Annotated in this window: 13 protein-coding genes; 7 read left to right on the top strand and 6 right to left on the bottom strand. The window is 58.5% G+C overall.

The annotated features are described in order from the left end of the window. The first annotated feature begins 7 nt into the window (after positions 1 to 7). Genes CW354_RS18560 through CW354_RS18570 form a run of 3 tightly spaced genes read left to right on the top strand, consistent with a single transcriptional unit; the run spans position 8 to position 3,254 of the window. On the top strand, positions 8 to 367 hold the full coding sequence (locus CW354_RS18560; protein WP_243396480.1) for a DUF5676 family membrane protein: 360 nt from the start codon (positions 8 to 10) through the stop codon (positions 365 to 367). 2 nt (positions 368 to 369) lie between these two features. After that, entirely contained in the window at positions 370 to 2,577 is a 2,208-nt protein-coding gene (locus CW354_RS18565; RefSeq protein ID WP_104831557.1) for a copper-transporting P-type ATPase, read from the top strand. Beyond that, on the top strand, positions 2,574 to 3,254 hold the full coding sequence (locus tag CW354_RS18570) for a class I SAM-dependent methyltransferase (protein WP_104831558.1): 681 nt from the start codon (positions 2,574 to 2,576) through the stop codon (positions 3,252 to 3,254). Before CW354_RS18565 ends, CW354_RS18570 begins: the two co-directional genes overlap by 4 nt. A gap of 729 nt (positions 3,255 to 3,983) precedes the next feature. Here the strand turns inward: CW354_RS18570 and CW354_RS18575 are convergent. Together CW354_RS18575 and CW354_RS18580 are read right to left on the bottom strand one after the other, a co-directional pair. After that, entirely contained in the window at positions 3,984 to 5,135 is a 1,152-nt protein-coding gene (locus CW354_RS18575; protein ID WP_104831559.1) for a sialidase family protein, read from the bottom strand. Positions 5,136 to 5,166: 31 nt separating this feature from the next. Continuing rightward, the gene (locus tag CW354_RS18580) at positions 5,167 to 6,414 is read right to left on the bottom strand and encodes a sialidase family protein (RefSeq protein ID WP_104831560.1); all 1,248 of its coding nucleotides are present in this window, start codon (positions 6,412 to 6,414) and stop codon (positions 5,167 to 5,169) included. Between the two features lie 11 nt (positions 6,415 to 6,425). Between CW354_RS18580 and CW354_RS18585 the strand changes: the two genes are divergently transcribed. Together CW354_RS18585 and CW354_RS18590 are read left to right on the top strand one after the other, a co-directional pair. Further along, on the top strand, positions 6,426 to 6,635 hold the full coding sequence (locus CW354_RS18585; protein ID WP_104831561.1) for a hypothetical protein: 210 nt from the start codon (positions 6,426 to 6,428) through the stop codon (positions 6,633 to 6,635). Between the two features lie 19 nt (positions 6,636 to 6,654). Next, positions 6,655 to 7,896 (top strand): sialidase family protein, encoded by a 1,242-nt coding sequence (locus CW354_RS18590; RefSeq protein ID WP_104831562.1) that lies wholly within the window; start codon positions 6,655 to 6,657, stop codon positions 7,894 to 7,896. Positions 7,897 to 8,083: 187 nt separating this feature from the next. Here CW354_RS18590 and CW354_RS18595 read toward each other — a convergent pair whose 3' ends face one another. From CW354_RS18595 to CW354_RS18610, 4 genes are all read right to left on the bottom strand, one after another. Further along, positions 8,084 to 9,070: an amidohydrolase family protein gene (locus CW354_RS18595; RefSeq protein ID WP_104831563.1), complete on the bottom strand. Its 987-nt coding sequence runs from the start codon at positions 9,068 to 9,070 to the stop codon at positions 8,084 to 8,086. Positions 9,071 to 9,249: 179 nt separating this feature from the next. Beyond that, on the bottom strand, positions 9,250 to 11,808 hold the full coding sequence (locus tag CW354_RS18600; RefSeq protein WP_104831564.1) for a TonB-dependent receptor: 2,559 nt from the start codon (positions 11,806 to 11,808) through the stop codon (positions 9,250 to 9,252). Between the two features lie 287 nt (positions 11,809 to 12,095). After that, positions 12,096 to 13,019 (bottom strand): amidohydrolase family protein, encoded by a 924-nt coding sequence (locus tag CW354_RS18605; protein ID WP_104831828.1) that lies wholly within the window; start codon positions 13,017 to 13,019, stop codon positions 12,096 to 12,098. 569 nt (positions 13,020 to 13,588) lie between these two features. Further along, complete coding sequence (locus tag CW354_RS18610; protein WP_104831829.1) at positions 13,589 to 14,368, bottom strand: SDR family oxidoreductase; 780 nt, start codon at positions 14,366 to 14,368, stop codon at positions 13,589 to 13,591. Positions 14,369 to 14,579: 211 nt separating this feature from the next. Here CW354_RS18610 and CW354_RS18615 point away from each other — a divergent pair, with 211 nt between their 5' ends. Both CW354_RS18615 and CW354_RS18620 read left to right on the top strand, forming a co-directional pair. Then, positions 14,580 to 15,740, top strand: a complete 1,161-nt coding sequence (locus CW354_RS18615) for an iron-containing alcohol dehydrogenase (protein ID WP_104831565.1) — start codon at positions 14,580 to 14,582, stop codon at positions 15,738 to 15,740. A gap of 234 nt (positions 15,741 to 15,974) precedes the next feature. Beyond that, positions 15,975 to 16,931 carry a helix-turn-helix domain-containing protein gene (locus CW354_RS18620; protein WP_104831566.1) on the top strand — a complete coding sequence of 319 codons (957 nt, stop codon included), beginning with the start codon at positions 15,975 to 15,977 and terminating at the stop codon, positions 16,929 to 16,931. The last annotated feature ends 46 nt before the right edge of the window (positions 16,932 to 16,977 follow it).

Genomic DNA, 16,977 nt, shown 5'->3' on the forward strand with positions numbered 1-16,977 from the left:
GGGTATTATGTATAAGCGCATCAGCAGCTGGGACGCCTTGTGCGACCGGCTGGAATTCGACAGCGCCAACTCAATGCTGACGCTGCCTGCGATGAAACGGAGGCAAATCATGCGTATCGTTCCTGTCGGACATGCTCTGTCCATCTTCTTTGTAATCACATTCGCCATTTGCATCGGCTGGGGTCTAGTGACGCCTCCCGCCATGCATATGCATGAAGCGTGGGAAATGATGATGCCGGGCTTTCACTGGGTTTCATTTCCAGCTTTTCTGATCGGACTCGTCTGGGCCTATGTCTATGGCTGGTACACGACGATCGTATTCGTTCCCCTCTATAACTTGTTCAACAAGCGCGGAGCCGCTGAATAATTATGGATACACATATTCACTGTCACGCCACTCCGGGCGCCGCGGACGCCGCGCCCGGAAAATATGACAATGTCCCTGCCGGTTACACCGGAACGGTCTGGACCTGCCCCATGCACAGCCAAGTGCGCGAAACCAGCAACACCGGTTGTCCAATCTGCGGCATGGCGCTGGAGCCAGAGACCGTTTCCTTGAGCGCCGAAGAAGACATGTCGGAACTCGATTCCATGACGCGGCGATTCTGGGTCGGCACCGTCTTGAGCATCCCCCTTTTCATCTACGCTATGGGCGATCTCATTCCCGGCCAACCGTTTGAAGGCCTGCTTCCCGGCGCCTGGCCGCAATGGATCCAGTTCGCCATGGCGACGCCCGTTGTCCTTTGGGGCGGCTGGCCATTTTTTGTCCGCGGCGTTCAGTCCGTTCGCACCATGAATCTGAATATGTTTACGCTGATCGCCCTTGGCGTCGGCGTCGCTTATGTTTTCAGCGTGGTCGCAACAGTCGCGCCTGGTGTTTTCCCGGACGCCTTCCGCGGCATGCATGGCAATGTCGCCGTTTATTTTGAAGCGGCGGCCGTCATCACTACCCTTGTGCTGCTTGGTCAGGTGCTTGAATTGCGCGCCCGCAGCCAAACCTCCGGCGCCATTCGCGCGCTCCTGGAATTGGCACCGCCAACGGCCCATCGCATCAACGACGACGGCTCCGAAGAAGAAGTTTCTATCGACCATTTGCGCGAAGGAGATCGTCTACGCGTTCGGCCGGGCGAGAAGGTTCCGGTCGACGGAGAAATCATCGAGGGCAGAAGTTCGGTCGATGAATCGATGGTCACAGGCGAACCGATCCCGGTCGAAAAGAATGCCGGCGACAAGGTCACGGGCGGCACGGTCAACGGAACCGGCGGCTTTATTATGAAGGCGACCCACGTCGGCGAAGACACAATGCTCTCGCAGATCGTTAAAATGGTGTCGGAAGCGCAGCGCAGCCGTGCGCCCATTCAGCGCCTTGCGGATACGGTTTCGGGCTGGTTCGTGCCTGCGGTCGTCGTCATTTCGATCATCACGTTTATTGTCTGGAGTCTTTTTGGCCCCGAGCCGGCCATGGCGTTCGCGACCGTCAACGCAGTCGCGGTGCTGATCATCGCCTGCCCTTGCGCGCTCGGTCTGGCCACGCCAATGTCGATCATGGTCGGGACTGGCAAGGGCGCGCAGAACGGCATCCTCATCAAGAACGCCGAAGCCCTCGAAACCCTGGAAAAGGTCGATACGATTGTCGTCGACAAGACTGGCACCCTGACAGAGGGCCGCCCGAAACTTGTCCTCGTCGAGCCGCAATCTCCATTTACAGAAGGCGAACTCCTGTCCCTGGCGGCGTCTGTCGAAAGAGGCAGCGAACACCCGCTGGCGGCGGCCATCGTCGAAGGGGCTGAAGAACGCGGCGCCCAAATCAGTTCGGCGTCGGAATTCTCCTCGGTCACCGGAGAAGGCGTTGAGGCGATGGTCGACGGCCGCAAGGTCGCGCTTGGCAACGCGAAGATGATGAAACGCGTCGGCGCCTACGACGAAAGTATGGCGGCGAACGCTGAGGATCATCGGCGCGAAGGCCAGACAGTCATGTTCGTCGCCGTCGATGGAAAACCGGCCGGCCTCATCGGCGTTGCCGATCCGATTAAGGTGACAACGCCGGACGCCATCAAGGCGCTGCATGACGCCGGCGTCAAAGTCGTGATGCTCACCGGCGACAACCGCGCGACTGCGGAAGCTGTCGGCGCCAAAATCGGTATCGATGAGATTCACGCCGACGTTTCGCCGGAAGACAAAAACCGAATCGTGCGCGAATTGCAGGAAACCGGCGCAAAAGTCGCCATGGCAGGCGACGGCATCAACGACGCCCCCGCGCTCGCCCAGGCCGATGTTGGCATTGCAATGGGTACAGGCACGGACGTCGCCATGGAAAGCGCCGGCGTTACGCTCGTTAAAGGCGATCTGCGCGGCGTTGCCCGCGCGCGTCGCCTCAGCCAAGCGACTATGCGCAACATTCGGCAGAATCTCTTTTTCGCCTTCATCTACAACGCCCTCGGCGTGCCAGTGGCTGCCGGCGTCCTCTATCCGGTTTTCGGGTTGCTCCTGAGTCCGATGATTGCGGCGGCGGCGATGAGCTTTTCATCTGTCTCCGTCATCGGCAACGCGCTCCGGCTTCGAGGCGCTAAACTGTGAGCGGCGCCGTAACACCCGGCGGCGGCAACGCCCAGCATACGCCGCCGCTGGGCCATCGTGCTCTGACACCTCTTTACGATTTTGCGATTGCATCGTTAACCCGGGAGAAAGCTTGGAGAAAAGCGCTCGTTGCAGCCATATCACCGCAGCCGGACGACCGCATCCTCGATATCGGCTCAGGCACCGGCAGTCTCGCGCTCGCAATTCATCAAACATGTCCGGGGGCTCGCTATGTTGGAATTGATCCAGACGAAGAAGCCGTCAAACGCGCTATCAACAAAACCGCTAAACTGAAGGGAGACATCCTGTTTCGCTGCGGGTATTTTTCAGCCGAGGAGGATTATTTCGCCGACCCGCCAACCATCATTGTGAGCAGCCTCGTCTTGCATCAGGTACCGCTCACGGAAAAGCGGCGAATCATATCGGAAGCGAATAAAGCGTTATCGCCGGACGGCGCCTTACTCATTGCAGACTACGGCTTGCAAACTGGTCTTATGCGGTTTCTCTTTCGGAAAACCGTGCAGGCGCTCGATGGGGTGCAAAACACCCAAGCAAACGCTGACGGCGCTATTCCAAAGCTATTGGGTGACGCCGGCTTTTTCCCGGTCGAAGAGATAGAAAAACTCGACACGGTGACGGGGTCAATATCCATCCTTCGCGCGCATCCAAAGCGATGACCCGCGTTCCGTTCCAAAACCAGTTATCATTCATTGCCGCGGATAGCCGAAGTGAACGCATCCTCATGAGCTTCCGACGCGAACAAACCAGAAAAATTGTCCCCAGTTTATGGCCGCAAAGTTTGGTACCCCGGTGGTACCCCGAACCATAATTCGTGAGATCTGAAAAATCGAAAAACTGATAAGGCGTTCATTTCCTTGAAGAAAATGGCGCGAGTGACGGGACTCGAACCCGCGACCTCCGGCGTGACAGGAAATTAAACGGAAATGGGCCGACCCGGTAAAAAAGAATGGCTTCTCACAGAGCCGCTCAAGCAGTCTGTCCGTTCGAACCCTGGGAAAATTCCGTCTAGATGAGTTCTGCTAAGGATCCGAAATAAAGCATACTCCGCAATGGACTGATATATAAGGGTATTTCGGTCTATCTAATGGCCAATTTCCTGTAAAAGCGCTCGAAAATCTGCCTTCGGAGCCTGACATAAAGTTCGATATGTGTTCACGAAGGGGAGCCATTCAAATCAAACAATTCAACGGCTTTCTAGACCTGAAAAATTTTGGGCAACAGCTTTTCTCCCGATTAAGCCCGCTTGGGTAATATTTTGGGGAACGCCTGAATACTTGGGAAGGACGCTTGAAGATCGTCCGAGTCACAGCCGGTCAGCTTGACTAAAAATGATTCAGTCTCTGCAAGCGCGCACCCAAGTGCAAAAACACAAGCACCCGCTCCGCCTATGGCCGGAACATGGTCCAGGCTATGTGACGGACGCCGCCATTCATCTGCATGGGATCGTTCTTGCGGTTGATATAATAGACGGTCAGCAATTTGCCCGGCTCGGTCTCGATGACGCGCGGATAACCCACATCCCAACTGCCGCCGTCATCGCGCAGGATTATTTCCGGGCCCCATGTGCGCCCGTCATCCTCGCTCACCTTGTAGCGAACGCCCGACGGCATGGTGCGGTAGCCGTATACGCAAACGACGCGGCCGTCGCGCATGGGGACGAGATCGCCCGGCGCACCTATATCGTTGACGCGGGATGAAAATCCCCAGCTCCGGCCGCCGTCGAGGCTTTCGTAAATCTCCGTCCAGATGACGCTGCGCGCATCGCGTTGATAACGCAGCGAGGCGATGACCTTGCCGTTCGGCAGGACGACGATGCGCGGATAGAAATGCGGTAGGGGCGAGTAAGGCGATTTCGACACATAAAAGGGCGACGGCGGACGGTCCTCCGTCATGAAAGAAAGATAAAGCCAGTCCACGCCGTTCGGCGATCCATAGACCAGCGGGCGCGGCGACAAGACGTCCGGCGAAACGGTCTGACAACCGAGGAGATGCACGCCGTCCTCGCGCGTCGCATACATGGGCGAGCCGAAATTGGTGAGCGACGGCAGGCTGTATTGTGGCAGCATCATGGGATCGCGCCAAGTCGCGCCGCCATCGGTCGAAGCGCGCAGCCAGCTATTCGCCTCGCGCCCGAAAAGCGAGGGCACGCCGCCGCCCATGATCAGCGTGTCTCGGCTTTTGAAATCGAGCGGCGGCAGGTCCGACCAGTCGGCGGCTTCTCCTTGCGGAAAGTCCGCCGGGTTTTTCCACGCCATGTCGAACACTTCCCGGACGCTCGACGCGTCCCAGCTTCGTCCGCCATTTTTCGAGCGAATGGTGATGAGATGCGCGGGCTTTTCCTGAATCTGGCCATGATCGACGTCATCGGCGCCGGCGTAATTATTCCGCACCCGTTTGAAACTGGCGACTATATCGCCATTCTCGGTTTGCCAAAGCCCGCAATAAAACGGCCAGCCGCAATATTCGTTCTCATTGCGGTAAACGACGCCATGTTCGGCTCGGGGCGCGCGTTGCGGCGGTTTGAAACTGTCGGTCATCGGGAATTATCCGTCTTAAAAAGCATCGGCGTTACGGGTGGAATTTCGTCCAGGCGATGTGGCGCACGCCGCCATTGACCTGCACCGGATCGCTTTTCAGATTCATGTAATAGATGGTCATCAGCTCGCCCGGCTCGACTTCGATGACGCGCGGATAACCGAGGTCCCAACTGCCGCCGTCGTCGCGCAGGATCATTTCCGGGCCCCATGTTTTGCCCTTGTCCTCGCTCACCCGGTAGCGAATGCCCTGCGGCGCGATGCGATAGCCGTAAACGCAGACGACGCGCCCGTCACGCATGGGGACGAGATCGCCCGGCGCGCCCCAGTCATTGACGCGGGAAAGATAATTCCATGTGCGCCCGCCATCTTTGCTTTCGTGAATCTCCGTCCAGATCACATTGCGCGGATCGCGCTGATAGCGCAGCGAAGCCAGCATGTGCCCGCCTTCGAGGATCGTTACGCGCGGATAAAAATGCGGCGCCGGGGCGAAGGGCGAGCCGCCCGGATAAAAGGGCGACGGCGGGCGCTCTTCGGTGACGAAGGAAAGGAAGCGCCAGTTCTTGCCGTCGCTCGAGTGATAAACAAGCGGACGCGGCGACAGGGCTTCCGGCGCGCCGGTGTTGAGCCCCAGAATATGAACGCCATCCTCGCGCGTTGCATACATGGACGAGCCGAAAGCCGTCAGCGAGGGCAAATCGTATTTCGGGATCAGCATGGGCCGGCGCCATGTGCGCCCGCCATCGGTCGATGCGCGCATCCACGCCTCTCCGCCGGGCGAGAATAGGCGTGGAATGCCCCCGCCCATAATGAGCGTGTCCCTGCTGAAAAAATCGAGCGGCGCTTCGTCCGACCGGTCCGCCGCGCCGCCGCCGGGCAAATCGTTTTCCTCACGGATATTCATATCGAACACCGCCTGGAAGGTTGACGGGTCCCAGCTCTCGCCATTGTCGCGCGACCGGATGGTCCAGAGCTTGCCGCGGTTCTTCGTCAGATTGTTGTGATCGACATCGTCGTAAGCATTGTACTCGGTCGGGATGCGCTTGAAGCTCGCCAGCAAGGACCCGTCTGCTGTCTTCCAGAAACCGCAATAAAACGGCCAGCCGCAAAACTCGTTTTCGTTACGGTAAACAACGCCATGCTTCACAGTCGTGTCTTCGCGCGGCGCTGAAAATCGTTCATTAATGGATGCGTCCCGGCGCACCGCAGGCGCCCGCGTGGCGCAGGAGGCGAGCGCCGTCGCTCCCAGCCCTGAGATGAGCACGTCGCGGCGTTCTATCATGGCGTTTCCATTTGCTTCTTGTGGTCGTGATTTTATGGGGCGTCTTTAACCATTCCTTGCCCGAAAAGGACCCAAAAATTGTAGAGCCGGGACAGTTTTTCATTGCTGCGGCGCGGTATTTGACCGGGCGGGCGCTGATTTTGGATGAAACCGGCCTTCGCTTGATCTCCTTATTGCAAGGGCGCGGTCCATCGCCCAAAGCTATCTGCAACCAAGCGTAACAACTACGGGAGACACATCATGATCCAGCGCCGTAACGTGCTGATATCCGGCCTTGTCGGAGGCGCTCTTGCGACGACAAGCGCAGCCGCCCGCAAACCGGCGCTGATCAGGGAGTATAAAGCGCCGCGTCCCGCGAAAGATGTGGATCATTCCGTGGTCTATCGCCGCGAAGACGAATTTTGCTCCTGGCCTTACACGATGGGTTTCTGGGAGACGGGTGATGGCGATTTCCTACAGAGCTTTTTGTCTTTAACCGTCGTTTATAACGATCCGGACAACATCAATCATGACAATCTCGCCAGCCGCGCCACGGACCGGCGCATGATCACCGTGCGTTCGAAAGACCGGGGCCGGACCTGGAACGGCGACGAGCCGATCATCAATATGCTGGACCGAGGCAATGACGGCGGAACCGGGTCGCTCGAGGGTCTAGGCCCTGTCGACTATCTCGACAAAAACGTGCTGATCAGCAATTTCGGCCAGAATTTCGGCAAGCCGGACGCGCGCACCTATGTCCAGATTTCAAAGAACTCGGGCGAAACCTGGTCGCCCAAATCGTTTCTGCCGCTCGACGGCTTGAGCTCGCTCACGGGGCTCAACTCCTCTCTCGTGCGTCCGGACGGGCGCTGCCTGCTTTTCCTTTTCGAGTCCGCCGAAGACGGCTGGAACCGCCGGCCGCTGGTCTATGGCAGCCTCGACGGCGGGACCGAGTTCCGTTTCATGTCCTTCATCACGGCGCAGCACGACCCGAAAGCGCAAGCCTCCGGCGACTGGAAGACCAGCCACGCCTTTGGCGGCCATCGCTGGTTCTATCCGCGCGCCAGCATGCTGCCGAACGGCCGCATCCTCTGCACGCTGCGCTCCCAGCGCGATCCGCGCGGCACGATGTGGACCGAAGTCTACAAAAGCGACGATGGCGGACGGACCTGGGGCTTCCTGTCGCGCGTCAATGACTGGGGCGCCCCTGGCAGCCTGGTCGTCATGGAAGACGGCCGCCTCGTCATCGTTTACGGCTACCGCCTGCCGCCTTTCGGCATCCGCGCCGTCGTCAGCGAAGACGGCGGCAAGACATGGGGCGGCGAAATCATCATCCGGGATGACGGCGGCAGTTGGGATGTGGGGTATCCCAACGCCTTCGAAGTCGAGCCGGGCAAGATCGGCGCGATCTATTATTTCAACAGCAAGGACGACCCGATGCAGGTTGTCGGCGGCAGCAAGGGCGGCGTGCGCCATATTGCGCGCAGCATCTTCAAGGTCTGACCGAAACCGGCGACAGCTTCCTCAACCTTTGAAACCCCACATCGTCATCTAAGCGATGCGGGGTTTTCTGTGTCCGGCGAGACGTTCTATGATCTTCCGTCACCCGAACAGAAAAAGCCGGCGAACCGTTTCAGCGGCTCGCCGGCTCAAGTAAGCTGAATGCGTTGCTCTCAGCTTGGGAAGACCGTTACGCGCCGCCGCGGCCGCCGGGAATAAAAAGACCGCTTGCCGTATCGTAGAAGAGAGCTTTTTGCTGCTCCACGGGGAGGCCTTTCGCGGAATCAAGCGCATGTTGCACAAAGGCCAGTTCGTCGACTTCGCTGTTGCCGATGTCCGAGCCCCAGATCATGTGATCGGCGCCGTAAACGCCGACGGTGTATTCCAGAAACTCCTTGAGCGGCGTGTCGTCATTGAGCAGCATATCGATCAGGAAAGTCGTGTATTTGTAATAGATGTTTTTGTGCTCGGCGAGCGCCAGATGTTCGGGCAGATAGCCGAAACTGTCGGGCCTCTCCCCATATCTCGGGAAGCCGATGTGATCCATGACAACACCCACATTGGGGTACATCTCAGCCATCTCGGCGACGCGTCGGATCGGCGCGCCCGGATTGTCGAAGGCGAGCGGCATGAGCGTGATGGTCAGCCCAAGCTCGTTGGCCATCTCCCATGACGGGTAGGCCGCCTCGCTCATGAACGGGAAAACGCCGTCATCGCCCGGGCGGCCCATGAAACGCACGCCGGCGATGCCGTGCTCCTTGGCGTATTTCTTCAGCGTTCCCGGCGTTTCTTCCGCGGTCGCATCGAGAATGACAACCGGGATGATCCGGTCATACTTATCGGCGATATCCAGAAGATAGCGATTGTCGGTGTAATAGGTGCTCGAATATTGCACCCCGAGCCCTTTTGCGACTCCCGCTTTGTCCCAGAACTTCATAACCTTTTCCGCGGTCATGGGGTTCTCCATGGCCTTGGCGACCATGCGTTCCGGACCATAACGCGCCGTATGCGCATCGAACGGGTATTTTCTCCAGTCATTCGTATAGAAATGGCCGTGGCAGTCGAAAAGCTTGAAAGGCGCCGACTTCGAAGCCATGGCGGCGCCCGCCGTTTTGGTCAGGGATCCGAAGGCCGTCGCCGCCAAGGCGGATGCGAGCACTGTGCGGCGTTCAATCATGAAATTCCTCCTGTCTTCATTAAGACGGCCTTTCTAATGCGCCGCCCTCAAGAGTAACCCTATTATCAACAAATGAGGCGCCGGAGAAGTTCAGAGCCAAGCTCCGCGATCCGCCGGACGCCTCTCAGTTCATTCGCCGCGGGCCTGTTCTTCGCAAAGGGCTCCGCGGCAAAGCTATGTTAGAACCGCTTCTTGACGCTCACATACCATTCGCGCGGCGGCGCAGGCTGGCCAAGATTAGTGGGCAGGCCGAACGCCTGGAAGGCGATCTTGTTGCGGTAATAGAACTTGTCGAAAAGATTGGTGGCGCCGACCGCAATGTCAAAATCATGTTCTTCATTGTGGTAGGTGAGCCGCGCGTTGACCAGGCTGTAAGCCAACTGGTCGAATTCCGGCAGGTTCGCATTATAGGCCGTGCGTCCCGTGTAGTACCAGTCGAGACGCGGCGTGACAGTGCCGCCAAGCACATCAAGGAAATCGTAAGAGACGCCGGCGCTCGCCGTCCAGTCCGGAACGCGCACCACGCGCGTGATGTCGTCGGCTTTCCACTTCACATAGCCCATGGAGCCGGTGATATGGAGATTGTCGATGGGCTCGGCTTCGACTTCGGCTTCGATGCCTTTCACCTTGCCGGCCACGCTGTAGTAATAGCTGCGCGCGACGCAGTTGACGCCGACGCCCGCCGCCGGATCTCTCGCCCCGTCCAGAGCCATGTCGTAATCGCGGCAGGTGAAGAAGGCGTCGGAATAGCCCGTGCCGTCCGGACCGCCGGGAACCACTGTCGAGTCGCCGGGCACGTTGCCGGAAAGGTCGTCCGTCAGTTGCGCTTCCTGTCCCGCATAAGTACCGGGACGTTCCGTGAAGTCCATCAGAAACGCGGCTACATTAAGTTTCAGCCGGTCGTCAAACAGCTCGGATTTGACGCCCACTTCATAACTGCGCAATGCCTCGCCAGGCGTCTGGCCTTCCTGCCCCGGCTGTGAAGGACGAACGTTAAAGCCTGGCAGACGGTAGCCCGTGCCGGCCGAGGCATAGGCCATCAACGCATCGGTGAACCTGTAGTCGATTCCGGCTTTCCAGTCCCAGCGCTCCGTAGCGATGGTCACGTCGAAAACGGTGCTCGCCGTAGAGGGAACGAACTCTGTTTGGCCCGGAGGCGTTGCATCGGTCAGGCTGTTGAAGTCGACGAACTTCTGGTCATCTGACCTGCGAATGCCGCCCGTAAGATTAAGACGGTCTTCCATCAGGTGAATGACGACATTGCCGTAGCCGGCCCACGCCTTGGGTTCATAGCTGTCGACCTGGAAACGCTGAGTGCCGGCGCGCACGCCCTGGGGCTGGCCGAGATGCTCGGCGTCCCCCTTATAGTAGAAGAAGCCGGCGACCCAATCGATCCAGTCATGCTGGCCCGTAAGGCGCACTTCGGTGTTCCAGTGCTTTTCATGGAACTCGTGATAGATAATCGAGTCGTTCAGCGGCGTGCCGTCGGAGGCGGCGCCGAAGCTCATATCCAGCTTGCGGTAACCGCCGATCAGGGACAGATCGATGTCATCGGTCAGGCCGACAATGAGCTTGCCTTGCATGCCGCGATTCTTCAGCGGCACGGTGTTGCCGTAGCATTTTCCGCCCTTGAAGATCGACCCGTTGTAATAGGTGTTCCCGGGAATCAGCGTGCCCGCCGGAAACGGATCGCAGAAATTGTCGAATGTTTTGTAGGGATCATTCGTCTCAAACCGGTCGTCCCATTGGAAAGGCGGGTCGCCGGCGACGGAGAACTGATCGAACGCCGTCACGAAGTTCGGGCGCGTCGTTGTTTGCGCATAGTCCGTGCCGATAATGTAGGAGGCCGGGATATCGTCGTTTTGGTCATTGTAATCGGCGCTGATATTGAGCTCGACCCGATCCGACGGAACCCAATAGACCGAACCGCGAATGGCGCGAGTGTCTTCACCGCCGAGATGATCGATCACACAGCTGTCCGGATCGCGGAAACCGCCATAAGACGTGTCAGGCGTTTGAAACGGAAACGATCCGGCAAGTTCCGGCGTTCCGTTCTTGTACATCTGACAGGTGAAGTCGAGCATCTCCTGATAGCCTTCACGCTTCTTCGAGATCATTGAACCGCCAACTGCCAACGTATCGGTCACGGGCACGCTGAAGCTTGCGCGGAAATCGCGGCGGCTATAGGCGCCAAGCGTCGCCTCGATCGAGGCGCTTGCTTCCGTCAGGCTCGGTTTTTTACTGACCAGGTTGATTGCGCCGGCGATAGAGTTTCGCCCGAAGAGCGTGCCCTGGGGCCCGCGCAACACTTCCACATGATCGAGCTCGAGAAGATCGAACTGCGAACCGAAAAGATGCGGGTAATAAACGTCGTCAATGTAATAAGCGACCGCCGGCTCGCCGTTGAGCTGCGGGTCATGCTGGCCGACGCCGCGCAGGAAGACGGTGACAGCGGGACCATAGATGCCTTGCGCTTTTTGAAAATCCGCGTTCGGGACGATCTTCCCGAGATCGGCGGTTGTCGTCAGGCCCCGCGTCGCAAGCGTCTCGGACGTAACCGCCGTAATCGCAATCGGCGTTTCTTGAAGATTGGTCTCAACCTTCGTCGCCGTGACGACGATCGTATCCCTTTCGCGACGGCTGTCGTTGCCGTCTGAGTCTCCCGTTTGCGCGTAGGCGCTCTGGGCCGTCATCAAGGCCGCCGTCGAAATGGAAGCCATCGCAAGAGTCTTAAGCATTTCCTACCCCTCCTACTGAGAATTCTATTATTGTGATTGCCAACACGCCTAGCGGAGCCGCGGCGCCGCGGCTTGATCCAATCGGATCAAAATTTTGTGGTGGATTTCCTCGCCGCGTGGAAAATTCAACATTTTGATGAACGACCGGCCGGCCTCGCCGTTCACACGCCGCAACCGCCGCCGCCACAGACCAGGCCGCTCCCCCGCTGCGGCGCGTGATTGCCGCAGCTGGCATAGGTGATTCCGGGCGCTGACCATTAAACATTCCATACGGATGAAAAGAGCTCTCAACATGCGTTGCTGTAGATTCGCGCGGCGTTGTCGTGAAGGAACTTCACCGCCTCTTCTTCGGTCAGAAAGTCCGCAGCCTTGCGCGCCATTTCCGTTTTTTCCTTGTATGACCACAGCATGCTCTGGCCGATATCCGACCCCCAGACCAGCCGGTCGGGTCCAAAACCATCGACCAAACGTCGAACGATATGCGCTGGCCTGATTTTCTCTGCGGCAAGGCGCTCGATATTGATTTCCGTGAACTTGAAGTAAACGTTGGGAACATCTTCGAATATCTTAATCGTTTCGTTAATGCCGAAATCGGGCGGCGGAGGCATGATAACCTCTTCGCCGTCTTCCTCCGCATAGCCAACCTCAACCTGGGTCATGCCGTAAGGCATGCCGCCATGATCGATAATGATGGGAAGGTCGGGGAATTGCTTCGCAATGATTTTCAGGAGCGGCAAGTTGTAGGAGAGATGCTTTTGATAAAAGATGATCGTCATCGGCGTGCCGAGATCGGCGCAGGCTTTCCAGATTTCCATGGCGGCCGGCGAACTCATCCACGCAGTGTCCCACAACCAGGGGCGCGCCGCCGCCATGCGAAAGCCGCACACGCTGTCATTTTTCACCATATGGCGGTATTTGGCCGGCGTTTCCGGGTCCTGCGCATCCAGGATCACCACCGGATGCAGGCGGCCCGGAAATTTCGCCGCTGAGTCGATGATGTAGCTGTTGTCAAAACCATAGACATGACCGCGCTGAACGAGACAAGCCCGTTCGACATTATGCGAATCCATCATCTCAATCAGCGATTCGACCGTCACCGTATAGTTAGGCCTGTCTGGCGTCGGCAAACCCGGCGTCAGCGCCCTTGCCGGATATTTATCCCAGTCATCGGAAATCAGATGCGCATGCGTATCAAACAAAGAAGCGACCATCACCGCGCCCTTTCGCATATTCTTGTTTTTTCATACTCACTCTTGTCCGCCACGCCTGTCTGTCGGGCTTTTGCATGATTTTCAGATGCGTACTGATTAGGTATGGGTACGCCTTTTGATCATTGAGCAGCCCTGATTGATCATTGAGCAGCCCTGAGGCCCCGCACGCCTGCTTGAAAAATACGTCATCCCAGACCGGACCAAGCAGCGAAAATTTCGTGCTCGACCCGGCTGGGGCGACGGCCGGCCATGTCCAGGGAGGACCCGGGCCGGCAAAAATCAAAGTCTTTCCCACACGTCAGCACGTGCATCTGCTCAGCGCGCGCTTGGCGAATCCGTTTTACAGATTGCGAAGAATCTCATGAAAATAATGTCTATCTTCACCTCCCCTTGCTCGATTTCTTTTAGGTTTTTACAAAGCCTATTCAGGAGCGTTTTTGAGGTCTTGCCTGAAACGGAGCCACAACTTGCCGCAATGACGGTCGCGCCCATTCAGCATCCGCCGTCTCGGCTCAACCGTCATTCTGGTTGTTTTGAAATTAGACGCCTTAACGCAATCGCGCTTTTGGTTAGAGGGCCGCGATATAGCCGCCGTCGAGCGGAATCGTCGATCCATTGACATAGGCGCCGGCCCGCGATGCGAGAAAGACCACCAGTCCTTCGACGTCTTCCGGCTCGCCCGGCCGCCCGAGCGGCACATAAGTCTCGATACTCTTTTTCACTGCATCCAAGCTCGTATCGGTGAGTCGCGAGGGGAAAGGCCCCGGCGCGATGGCGTTCACCGTGATGCGGCTTGAACCGAGCCGTTTCGTCAGCGCGCGGGTCAAGTGATGGATCGCCGCCTTTGACGCGCCATAGGGGAACGCATCCCAATTCGGAATATGCAACCCGCCAATAGACCCGAGATTGATCACGCGCGCCGGATCGCTCGCGCTGGCCGCTTTTTCCAGAAGCGGCAGGAGTTTTTGCACCAGGAAAAACGGCGCCCGCAGATTGACGTTCATCACCATGTCCCAGTCGGCCACCGAGACGTCAGGCAGCGGAGCGGCCTCGCCCGCGCCGGCGTTATTGATCAGAATATGGAGCGCAGTCTCGCGTTCGGCGAGCGCTTCGGCGAGATGCCGGGGCCCGTCCTCGCCCGCAAGGTCGGCGCCCAGACCGATGCAGCCGCCGTTTTCCTCGGCCGAGAGCGTTTCGGCGAGTTCCGCCGTCGCTTTTTCATCGCGCCCGGTAATGTAAGTTTTGACGCCGCGGCGTGTCAGCCCGCGAGCGATCATCAGGCCAATGCCGCTGGTTCCGCCCGTGACGAGGGCGATCTTGCCGTCAATGGAAAAAAGCGGGTCGGTCATGGCGCTTCCTTTCGTCTCAAGGCGATATTCTTGAAAGACCTCTAAGGGGGCGGGAAGCCGCATGGCAAGCGGGATCCGGAGGTCTCTGCAAAAATAGCCGATTGCTCAAATCCTGGCGCCGAAAGGATCAAACCCAAGCCTGGAAAGTATCATAAAGTGCGGCAAACAGTATTTAAGAACCGGGCCCTCCCCCGGGCCGGAGTAACGGCGCATGACGCAGCCGAACGAACGTCTTCTCACGCTTTTCAACGTCGGAACCCTGACCTTCGGAAGCGGGGCGGCAAAATGCTGCGCCGAAGATCTGATGGACCGCGGGGTGAAGCATGTGTTCATCGTGACGACGCCGCCGACAAGGTCTCTTTGCGATCCGCTGCTCGCTGTCATCGATAAACGCGGCGGCGCGGCGAAGATCTGGGACAATCTCAAAGGCGAGCCGACCCTAGATGAATTCGCCGAAGCGCTCGAAAAAGCACGGGATTTCAGTGCGGACGCCGTCATCGGCCTCGGGGGCGGCAGCAGCATGGATGTCGCCAAGCTTGTCGCCGCGCTCTATGATGGCGCGCAGACCATCGACGAGGTGATCGGCGTCGATTTCCTCAAAGGCCGGTCCTTGCCGCTCGCCTGCATCCCGACGACCGCCGGCACCGGCAGCGAAGTGACGCCCATCGCCATTCTCGCCGACGAGGCGGAAGACCTCAAAAAAGGCGCCGTCAGCCGCCATCTCGTCCCGGACGCCGCCTATCTCGACCCGTTAATGACTGTGAGCATGCCCCCCGCCGTGACCGCGGCGACGGGATTCGACGCCCTCACACACTGCATCGAGGCTTATACGAACAAATTCGCTCATCCGATTGCGGATATTTACGCGCTGGCCGGCGTCAGGCTGATCGCGGATAATCTGGAGCGCGCCTGCAAACAGGGCGACGACTTGGCTGCCCGTGAGGCGATGCTGCTCGCAAGCCTTTATGGCGGCATGTGCCTGGGACCGGTCAACACCGCCGCCGTGCATGCGCTCGCCTATCCCTTGGGCGGCGAATTTCATATCGAGCATGGCGTCGCCAACGCCCTTCTTCTGCCGCATGTCCTGGAGTTTAATCTCGAAGCTGAACCGGCGCGTTATGCAGCCATCGCCCGCGCTCTCGGCGCAAGCGATGCAGGCGACGATGTTACAACCGCTAGGCGAGGCGTGGAGAAAATCATCGACCTTGCAGAATGCTGTAATATTGAACAGCGCCTGTCTTCTTTCGGAATCAGCGCAGAAGCCATCCCGCGCATGGCCGAAGCCGCAATGACAGTCACGCGCCTTCTCGAACGCAATCCGCGCATCGTCACTGAGCGGGACGCGGTTGGAATTTACAAAGCCGCCCTTTGAACCAAAGGTTCAAAGCGAGCGCGGTTAGCGTTAACGCTGCACGGCCTGTCCGCATTTTGCGTCGACAGGAAAAGAGGCGATTGTTCGCAAATTTCAGCGTTCTTTTCACCCATCCGCATGCCCGCTTCGCTCAGCTTGACGCCGCTCAAGGTCGGTGCAAAAGTCTGTTATTGGTGGTAAAAAGCCGCTTATGACACCGGCGTCCATAAGCCGGGCCGAGTGGGAGGAGTGCAGATGGAGAAGTTCAGCACGATCGGCTTGCCGACAAACGGCCGGACCGCAGCTTGGAATGCTCTCTACGCGACAAGGATGAGTCAAGTCGAATTCACGCCGGCCGATAAACAAGGCTTTGGCGCCGAACTCAGCATTGGAACGCTTGGCCCCGTTAAACTCGCAAAACTTACCATGGATCGTTATTGCGTAGAACGCAGCAAGGATCACATCAACGATAACAGGCCGCGAATTTATTCACTCCTCCTGCAGGCAAAAGGCAGCAGCACCATTCACCATTGCGGACATGAGTCGAATCTCGACGCCGGCGATTTCGTTCTCGTCGACACCGGCCTCCCGCATTTCTTCGACACGAAAGATTTCTCCGTCACCATTATGGTGCGCGTCCTGCCCTCGCTGCTTCGCGAATATCTTCCGACACCAGAGCAATTCAGCGGCCTGCGCCTCGGCCACGCCGTCGGTCTCGCCGGCACGCTCGGGGCGATGGTGGCGTCGCTGAGCGAGGGCGTCGGCAGAGGGATCAGCCGCGATCATGAAGAACGCGTCGCGCGTCATTTGCTTGAGATGATTTCCATGTCGTACACGGCCGGATTCGACATTTCCGGAGAGTCCGCCATTTTGTGGCGGCGGCGCAATGACGTCATCTCCTTCATCGAGGACAATCTGCGCGATCCCGAACTCTCTTCCGCGTCGATTGCGCAGAGTCTCAATCTTTCGCCGCGTTATCTCCGGGCGGTGTTTTCCGTGTCGGGTGAAAAAATTTCGGCTTTCATCCTGCGCCGGCGCCTCGAGGAATGCGCCCGCCAGATGAAAAACCCCGCCTGGAACGGTCATACGCTGACCGAGATCGCCTTTTCCTGGGGGTTTAACAGCGCCGCGCATTTCACACGCTGTTTCCGCGACAAGTTCGGCATGGCGCCGCGGGAGTATCGCAGCGCCTTCACCGGCGCGCATAACTGATCGGGACCGCTCCGCTCAAGTCTTTTTTCCCCTCCGAACAAGACGC

Source organism: Hyphococcus luteus, from assembly GCF_002943565.1.
GTDB classification, from domain to species: Bacteria; Pseudomonadota; Alphaproteobacteria; order Caulobacterales; family Parvularculaceae; genus Hyphococcus; species Hyphococcus luteus.

Coding starts and splice junctions, on each gene's coding strand:
- CW354_RS18560 (WP_243396480.1), top strand. CDS start 8: ATGTATAAGCGCATCAGCAGCTGGGACGCCTTGTGCGACCGGCTGGAA.
- CW354_RS18565 (WP_104831557.1), top strand. CDS start 370: ATGGATACACATATTCACTGTCACGCCACTCCGGGCGCCGCGGACGCC.
- CW354_RS18575 (WP_104831559.1), bottom strand. CDS start 5,135: ATGACCGACAGTTTCAAACCGCCGCAACGCGCGCCCCGAGCCGAACAT.
- CW354_RS18580 (WP_104831560.1), bottom strand. CDS start 6,414: ATGATAGAACGCCGCGACGTGCTCATCTCAGGGCTGGGAGCGACGGCG.
- CW354_RS18590 (WP_104831562.1), top strand. CDS start 6,655: ATGATCCAGCGCCGTAACGTGCTGATATCCGGCCTTGTCGGAGGCGCT.
- CW354_RS18595 (WP_104831563.1), bottom strand. CDS start 9,070: ATGATTGAACGCCGCACAGTGCTCGCATCCGCCTTGGCGGCGACGGCC.
- CW354_RS18600 (WP_104831564.1), bottom strand. CDS start 11,808: ATGCTTAAGACTCTTGCGATGGCTTCCATTTCGACGGCGGCCTTGATG.
- CW354_RS18605 (WP_104831828.1), bottom strand. CDS start 13,019: ATGGTCGCTTCTTTGTTTGATACGCATGCGCATCTGATTTCCGATGAC.
- CW354_RS18610 (WP_104831829.1), bottom strand. CDS start 14,368: ATGACCGACCCGCTTTTTTCCATTGACGGCAAGATCGCCCTCGTCACG.
- CW354_RS18615 (WP_104831565.1), top strand. CDS start 14,580: ATGACGCAGCCGAACGAACGTCTTCTCACGCTTTTCAACGTCGGAACC.
- CW354_RS18620 (WP_104831566.1), top strand. CDS start 15,975: ATGGAGAAGTTCAGCACGATCGGCTTGCCGACAAACGGCCGGACCGCA.